This window comes from Lactobacillus sp. MRS-253-APC-2B, from assembly GCF_012843675.1.
GTDB lineage: Bacteria > Bacillota > Bacilli > Lactobacillales > Lactobacillaceae > Limosilactobacillus > Limosilactobacillus pulli.
Window position 1 is genome coordinate 1 of the sequence record NZ_JABAFO010000031.1, and the last position, 7281, is coordinate 7281.

Genomic DNA, 7281 nt, shown 5'->3' on the forward strand with positions numbered 1-7281 from the left:
ACGCAAACGTCCTAGTTTGGGTACCACGATATGTTTGCGATCTTCAAAGCAGACGGTACCATTGTCTAGCCGGGCCGCCTTTTGTTTTGGATATTGACAGTTGGTCTGGTATCGCCAAGCATAGCTTTTACGATGAAATTTTGGCACACCGGTTTTATGAACCTTGCGAAAAGCGTTCCAAGCCTTGTAATAGTTTTGAATTGCATTGGCCTTAGCAAGACTGTCAATACGCTTATCTTCTAAAAACTGGAAATGATTTGACATCTGCTTAGCGTTTTGACGAAACTTTAGCTGTTGGATGCGATCTTGTACCGTATCAATTGGTAGTTTGACTCGGCTTAATTGCCAAAGCTCTTTGCCAATTGAGACCATTTCGTTGTAGATAAAACGACTAGCATCACTATTAACTTTAATTATTTGTTTCTGGTAATCACTCGGATAGATGCGAACCTTCAATCCATAATGATATTCTAACTGTGCCATTGACTTCATTTTTTCACCTCCTTTAATTGGATTATATCATCAGCTAATGACTATAACGATTAAGGTGTTCTTAATGGCAAAAGAAAAAGCGTCCAAATGGACATTGAGTGAGCCTATCCATCCCATGACTAAAGTCACGGGATGGATAGGCATAATTAAAAAGGATCTCTGCCAATTTCAGCAGAGATCCTTTAATCAATCGGGAAAACAGGATTCGAACCTGCGACCCCCTGGTCCCAAACCAGGTGCTCTACCAAGCTGAGCTATTTCCCGAAACTATTATTTGGCAATTAATCTTACCAACAGTTATAAATACTACCGTGAAATAATGCTGGTGTCAAGCCGTTTTCAAGATCAATATACGATTAGGCCAAATGTAGTGTATCGATACAATTCTAGCTAATGTTATGACACCCCTTGTCAGCCTGATTTTCACGCTTTATATTAATATCATCAAATTAAAAAATGATTAGAGAGGATCGTTTGTATGTCCAAGCCCGTCTTACTGATTGAAGATTTTTCAGCCCTGGGTCAGATTTCGATGATTGGTGCACTAAGCGTCTTGCAGGCAATGGGAATCACAACCGCTGCGCTGCCAGCCACCGTTTTATCCAGTCAGACAGAAGGCTTTGGCCAGCCTGCCGTTTTGGATACTGAACAATGGATTGATAACGCACTTAGGCACTGGCAAGATCAAGCAATCAAGCCAGCAGGCATTTTGATTGGCTACCTTGGTCAGCGTACTTTGGCTGATCGGTTGGACAAATGGGTCCAACAAAATGATCAGGACTCATTCTTTAAGATGATTGATCCAGTCATAGGTGATCAAGGGAAGCTTTATCCTGGCTTTGATCAAGACTACGTTCAGTCGATTCGTAAGCTTTGCCACCATGCCGACTTGATCACGCCCAACTGGACCGAGCTTTGTCTGTTAACCAATCAGCCAATTTGTAAGCCAACTGCTGAAGCCATTAAGCAGGGTATCGCGTGTCTGAGATCACAACAGATTACGGCTGATGTCATCGTGACCGGGGTGAGAGTAAATAATCAGGTTGGCTGCTGCTTTTTGCAAGATCATGAATTGCGGTTTTATGGCAACTCAATTCAACCAGGCCATTTTTACGGAACCGGTGATGTTTTTGCAGCACTGCTTTACGGCAGGCTCTTGCAGCACTGGCCTTTGGATGCTGCAATCAGCAACTCAATCAAAGCGATGGAACAAGCAATTCAACAGACCGCACCGCTTGCTGACAGTGAGCGACGATTTGGTCTGCGTCTCGATCATTTAATGCAGTTTGTAATCAGGCATAATAGGGAGTGATTTCGATGAATAAATCTGCAACGGTTAGACATTTGGTATTTACGGCGCTTTTAACGGCCTTAACTTTGATCTTTGGACGGTTCTTCTTGATTCCGCTACCTTGGACGCATGGCAACATTAACCTTTGCGATGTCGGCATCTTTATCGGTGCTATGCTGCTTGGTCCATGGGCAGGTGGTTTTATCGGCGGATTTGGCGCCATGTTTTTGGATCTGATTTCAGGCTTTGCACAATACGCCCCATTCTCATTTATCTCGCATGGTCTGGAAGGCATCGTTGCTGGCCTGGTCTTTAAGTACGTCCGTGGCAAGTGGGGTCGCGTTGCCGGTGTTTCAGCCGGTACGATCGTTATGGTTGTCGGCTATTTCTTCTCCGATGCAATTCTTTACACCTGGGCAACTGGGGCTGCCGGCATCTTCCCAAACCTAATTCAAGGGATTGTCGGCTCGGTAATTGCACTATTGATTGCTACACCGGTTGAAAAAGCAATTCACCCTGCCCTTACTGGCAAATAACATCTAAAGCATCGTCATTAAACCGCGTCATGTCGAGGTAGCGAAACCTTGGGCATGGCGTTATTTTTTGAGAAAACAGAAATGCTATCTCGCTTAGCCAAGATGCCATCAGCTTTGATAAATATGATTTTTTGTTCAAATAATCACAAAGAAAAATATTATTTCAAGTCCATGGCTTATCGATTCCAATTGAATATTTAAACATATTGGCTGCATCAATTTGAATATTCAAATTGCTTTATGTAAAACGTTTTAAATTAGCGATTGACTAAGTCCATTCATCTGCAATATAATCTCCATCGTGCTGATTTAAGTTACTAAAGGGGTATTTTTTAATCGTATGATAAAAAGAGGAGCACTATTCTGTGTTTCTCTTGCATTTTCTTTAATGTTGCTGGTTAACCTTGCTATGACCGGCAGCCATGTCTTTGCTAGTGAACAGCCCGCCATATCGAGCAGTAGTTCACAATCAATTGTCAATAGCACTTCTGTCAATAATCAATCAAAACAAAATTAAAACAGCACTACTGATGTACATACCGCGGTGTCGGTTGTCAGCAGCAGTCATCAGCCGCAAGATGTCAGTGACCGTATTACTAATCTGACTGTTGTCGAACGTGATTCCAAAAAAACGCAATCAATCTATAATGATGACGCTTATGTCACGGTCAGCGGAACTTTTAGCGATGCGCGCGGTAAGATTCAAGGCAGCGACACGATTCATGTCAACTGGCCCAACAGTGGTCAGGCCTACGTCAACAGTTACGTTGGCGGTAAGGATCTTTACGTCAATGGAACAATGGTTGGCCACTACACCGTCGATCAAACCGGCGCAATCTTGACGTTTAATGACAAAATCAATGACCTGCAAAATGTCAGCGGTAATTTTTCATTTGACGTTGAAGTTCGCAACACTGACGAACAGAATCAGACAATCCAGATTACAGCCGGCAGTACTGCTGCATCCATTCCAGTCAAAGGAATCACCAAAGGCAGCAGTCAACAGCCAAGTGGTAACGGATGGCGCGGCAGCAAAGTGGAGATGATGATCACTCAAGGCGATCACAATGCCCTGGCTTGGGGTATCTATTTGAACAGTGATGCGGCTGCGCTTGGCAGTGACATCACCTGTTCAGATACTATTCAAGGCGGCCAACAGTTCGATCCAGATTCAGGATATAATCGAATTGACGTTAATGGGCAGTCATTGTCGTTTGAACAATTCAAAGCCGCCTACCCTAATTCCTCAATTAAAATCAACGGCAAGACTCTTACTTTCCGTTTCAATAAAGACGAATTTTCCGGTAAAACGATTCTGGTTGGCTACGGAACGAAAATCACTGATAATGATTTAGCGGTCTTCAACAACACGGCCAATGTCTCCTATCAATTAAAACGTTTCTTGATCAGCCAGCTAAATTAAGGCAATGAATCCCCCTTATGTTATGGCGGCGTTTTCATTTTCCAAGCTTTGGGTTAAAATAAAGTTATCGTATTTATTGAAAGGAATATTTTTATGAAGGGTGCAATTTTTAACGTCAACAATCTAATCGTCGACACAAATCAGCAACAGTTTGACGCTTGGCGCGAACTGGCAATGTATGAGTATGGGCTGGGGTTACCTGGCAAACTAGCCCCGCAGCTCAAAAACCTCAGTGCCGCCGCTGCTTTGCCAATTGTTTTGAACCAGCTGCACCAAACGGCCGATGAAGCAGAACAGGCCGCCTTGCTTTCTGAACAAGAACAGATGTATCAAAAAGCGTTGGACTCGCTGGATGAATCTTCAGTAATGCCTGGGATCGAACGCCTTTTGATCAACCTGGACGATCACTACGTCAACATTGGGGTCGTCGATAACGGCGGTCATGCCGAACTCATCTTAAAGCAGCTGCAGATTGCCGACTACTTTACCGCAATCATCCCTAATGAAGGCGATCCTTACTCTGCCTTTGCGCAACAGCTATCGGTAGCGCCAAACGAATGCATTGCTCTGGCCACCACTCCAGCCGATATCGCTGCTATCAATCAGGCTCACCTGATCTCAATTGGTATTGGCGATGCAGAACTTTTGAGCGCGGCCGACTATCAGGTATCTCAAACTGGTGATCTGCGATACCCAATGCTGCGCAAGGTCTGGGAAGATCACCACGAAAATAAATAAAACGGCTGATTAGTTCAATTATTCAGCAATCAATTAAAGAACATTTATCCTAGCCTTAAATAAGCTAATTTATCAACAGCTAAGCGCAAAAGATTTCCGGATAACATAAAACAGCGTCATGTCTTGGCTTTTTAAACCCTAGCGATGACGCTGTTTTTATTAATATTATTGATCATTTAAAACTGCCGCAATCTTCGCGATATCCGCGGGCGTAGTCGTGCAACAGCCGCCAATTGCGCTAGCCCCAGCAAGCAGCCATTCTTTTGTTAATTTACCAAAATCATCTTCAGCAGGTGCAACTGACCAGGTTTTAGTCGCTGCATCATAGCTTGCTCCCGAATTTGGATAGACGATTATCGGCAGTTCCGTAGCTTCTTTTAGTTTCTTAATCGCCGGTGTTACCAGCCGCGGCGGAATACAGTTGATGCCAACGCCGATTACCTGATCATACTGTGAAACAGCTTTGGCAGCGTCAGTAAGTTTAGTGCCTTCACTGATGGTTTCGGTATCTTTTAAGGTAAAGGAAACATAAACTCTTTGATCAGAATACTCATTTTTTAGCAGATCCAAAACCGCTTTAACCTCGCTAAGCTTCGGCTGGGTCTCCAATGCCAGGCAGTCCACGCCGGCATTGATGATTGCTTCCAAGCGGGGGCGGTAAAATGCCTGATACTCGGCCGCCGTTAATTCGTAATTGCCACGATATTCGCTCCCATTGGCAAGATAAGCGCCGTACGGTCCCAGTGAGCCTGCCACATATCCGTGCACTCCTGATTCGGCTTCGTAATCATCCCGCGCCTGCTTAGCCAATTCAACGGCTTTTTCAATAACCTGCCGCGCTTGTCTTTCAGTCAGTCCCGCTTTTTTAAGTGCCGGAAGATTGGCCTGATAGGTATCAGTAATCGCCAACCGCGCCCCTGCTTCAAAATACTCCTTATGTACTTGATAAACGAGTTCGGGCTGGTTAAGCAAAGCCGCGGCTGTCCACAACTCATTGTCCGTATCACAGCCCAGCCGCTCAAGACTGGTACTCATTGAGCCATCAATTACCAACGGATTTGAGAAAATTGATCTTTTTACCATTACTTTCACCCTTTTGTGTTATTATTTTTTAATGATATTCTAATTAGTTGCTGTTAACAATTATTTTAGCTTGGGAAGTGAAAAAATGGCAATTGCCAAACAAACTGAACACTTGGCACGCAAAATGGAATCACGTCATATCCAAATGATCTCATTGGGCGGCGTAATTGGTACCGGGCTTTTCTTGAGCTCTGGCTATACAATTCATCAGGCAGGCCCTTTAGGAACGGTGCTAGCCTATTTCGTTGGCGCATTGATCGTCTACAGCGTCATGCTCTGTCTGGGCGAACTTTCAGTGGCAATGCCTTATACTGGTTCGTTTCACGTGTATGCCAAGCGCTATATCAATCCTGCAACCGGCTTTGTCGTCGCCATCCTTTATTGGCTGACTTGGACGATTGCTCTTGGTTCTGAATTTACCGCTGCTGGACTGATCATGCGCGATTGGTTTCCGCATACGCCAGTCTGGATCTGGAGCCTGTTGTTTATGATTGGTATTGTGATAAGCAATGTCTATTCTGTACGGATTTTTGCGGAAAGTGAATTTTGGCTGGCCGCGATCAAGGTGTTTGCAATCATTGCTTTTATCGTCTTGGGATCGCTGGCAATTGTTGGCGTAATTCCACTCAAGGGTTATACGCATGCCCCTGGATTGCAGAATTTCGTTAAGGATGGCTTATTTCCAACGGGATTTGGCGGCGTCTTTACGACCATGCTGACGGTAAATTTCGCTTTTTCCGGTACCGAATTGATCGGGGTAACGGCCGGTGAAGCCAAGCAACCCGAAAAAACACTGCCCAAAGCCATCCATACTACCCTTTGGCGTCTTATTATCTTTTTCATTGGTTCCATGATCGTAATGGCCGCCTTGATCCCATACCAAAAAGCCGGCGTTACTCAAAGCCCATTCGTCTATGTCTTTAAGATGATGGGGATTCCGTTTGCCGGTGACTTGATGAATTTTGTTGTCTTGTCAGCTATTATTTCCGCGGCTAATTCCGGTCTTTATGCTTCGACACGAATGCTGTGGTCACTTAGTAATGAAGGGATGCTGCCGAAATTTTTTGCTAAAACCAACCGGCGCAGCATCCCCACGGTAGCATTGGCATTTAGCATGCTGGGCGGCATCTTGGCCCTACTTTCCAGCGTAATCGCAGCTGATACCGTCTACTTGGTACTTGTTTCAATTTCTGGATTGGCCGTTGTTTTTGTCTGGATGGCAATCGCCCTGGCGCAGCTAAATTTTAGAAAGACATTCCTAGCACAGGGACATCAAATCGATGAGCTTTTGTACCGCACGCCCGGCTACCCGTTCGTTCCTTTATTCGCCTTAATCTCAAGTGGGCTATCATGTCTTTTAATCTGGTTTGATCCTCAGCAGCGAATCGCATTGTATTGGACGCTGCCGTTCGTTTTGATATGTTATCTCGGCTATTGGTGGTGGCAAAAGCGTCATCCAGAAACTGCTGATATAGTTTGTAAAACTTATATCTTTTCATATAAATGATATTATGTGATATGTTTTTTTATTTAGCATCATTGGTGCTATTTTTTTGCATTTTAGTTGTTAAAATAATTATATCTATTAGTATGTATAATATCATATGATATAATAAAAGAATGAAAGCAAATGAAGTTTTAAGACTGCTTCAAATCAGCCGACCTACCCTTCACCGGTGGCGAGAGGCTGGTATTCTCAAGGCAACTAAGCTGCCTAG

The 7281-nt window shown here is 44.1% G+C and carries 8 protein-coding genes and 1 tRNA gene; 6 read left to right on the forward strand and 3 right to left on the reverse strand.

Annotated features, from left to right (window positions below):
* Both HF864_RS09080 and HF864_RS09085 read right to left on the reverse strand, forming a co-directional pair.
* Nucleotides 1-492, reverse strand: a 492-nt coding sequence (locus HF864_RS09080; RefSeq protein WP_169462670.1) for a helix-turn-helix domain-containing protein, incomplete at its 3' end; no start/stop codon positions are given.
* Nucleotides 493-682: 190 nt separating this feature from the next.
* Nucleotides 683-756 (reverse strand) — tRNA-Pro (locus HF864_RS09085).
* Between the two features lie 214 nt (nt 757-970).
* Between HF864_RS09085 and HF864_RS09090 the strand changes: the two genes are divergently transcribed.
* From HF864_RS09090 to HF864_RS09105, 4 genes are all read left to right on the forward strand, one after another.
* Nucleotides 971-1804, forward strand: coding sequence for a PfkB family carbohydrate kinase (locus HF864_RS09090; RefSeq protein WP_169462671.1), 834 nt, complete (start codon nt 971-973; stop codon nt 1802-1804).
* 5 nt (nt 1805-1809) lie between these two features.
* Nucleotides 1810-2319, forward strand: coding sequence for an ECF transporter S component (locus tag HF864_RS09095; protein WP_169462672.1), 510 nt, complete (start codon nt 1810-1812; stop codon nt 2317-2319).
* Between the two features lie 544 nt (nt 2320-2863).
* Nucleotides 2864-3742, forward strand: coding sequence for a collagen binding domain-containing protein (locus HF864_RS09100; protein ID WP_169462673.1), 879 nt, complete (start codon nt 2864-2866; stop codon nt 3740-3742).
* 93 nt (nt 3743-3835) lie between these two features.
* Entirely contained in the window at nt 3836-4480 is a 645-nt protein-coding gene (locus HF864_RS09105) for an HAD hydrolase-like protein (RefSeq protein ID WP_169462674.1), read from the forward strand.
* Between the two features lie 165 nt (nt 4481-4645).
* On the opposite strand, the gene mmuM is transcribed toward HF864_RS09105, so the two are convergent.
* Complete coding sequence (gene mmuM / locus HF864_RS09110) at nt 4646-5563, reverse strand: homocysteine S-methyltransferase (RefSeq protein WP_169462675.1); 918 nt, start codon at nt 5561-5563, stop codon at nt 4646-4648.
* An 85-nt stretch (nt 5564-5648) separates the two neighbouring features.
* On the opposite strand from mmuM, the gene HF864_RS09115 reads away from it, so the two are divergent.
* Together HF864_RS09115 and HF864_RS09120 are read left to right on the forward strand one after the other, a co-directional pair.
* Entirely contained in the window at nt 5649-7070 is a 1422-nt protein-coding gene (locus HF864_RS09115) for an amino acid permease (RefSeq protein ID WP_169462676.1), read from the forward strand.
* A 113-nt stretch (nt 7071-7183) separates the two neighbouring features.
* The coding region (locus tag HF864_RS09120; protein ID WP_169462677.1) for a helix-turn-helix domain-containing protein at nt 7184-7281 on the forward strand (98 nt) is incomplete at its 3' end.

What these genes read in the sequence shown, in the direction of transcription:
- HF864_RS09090 (WP_169462671.1), top strand. Translation starts at nt 971, where the DNA reads ATGTCCAAGCCCGTCTTACTGATTGAAGATTTTTCAGCCCTGGGTCAG.
- HF864_RS09095 (WP_169462672.1), top strand. Translation starts at nt 1,810, where the DNA reads ATGAATAAATCTGCAACGGTTAGACATTTGGTATTTACGGCGCTTTTA.
- HF864_RS09105 (WP_169462674.1), top strand. Translation starts at nt 3,836, where the DNA reads ATGAAGGGTGCAATTTTTAACGTCAACAATCTAATCGTCGACACAAAT.
- mmuM (WP_169462675.1), bottom strand. Translation starts at nt 5,563, where the DNA reads ATGGTAAAAAGATCAATTTTCTCAAATCCGTTGGTAATTGATGGCTCA.
- HF864_RS09115 (WP_169462676.1), top strand. Translation starts at nt 5,649, where the DNA reads ATGGCAATTGCCAAACAAACTGAACACTTGGCACGCAAAATGGAATCA.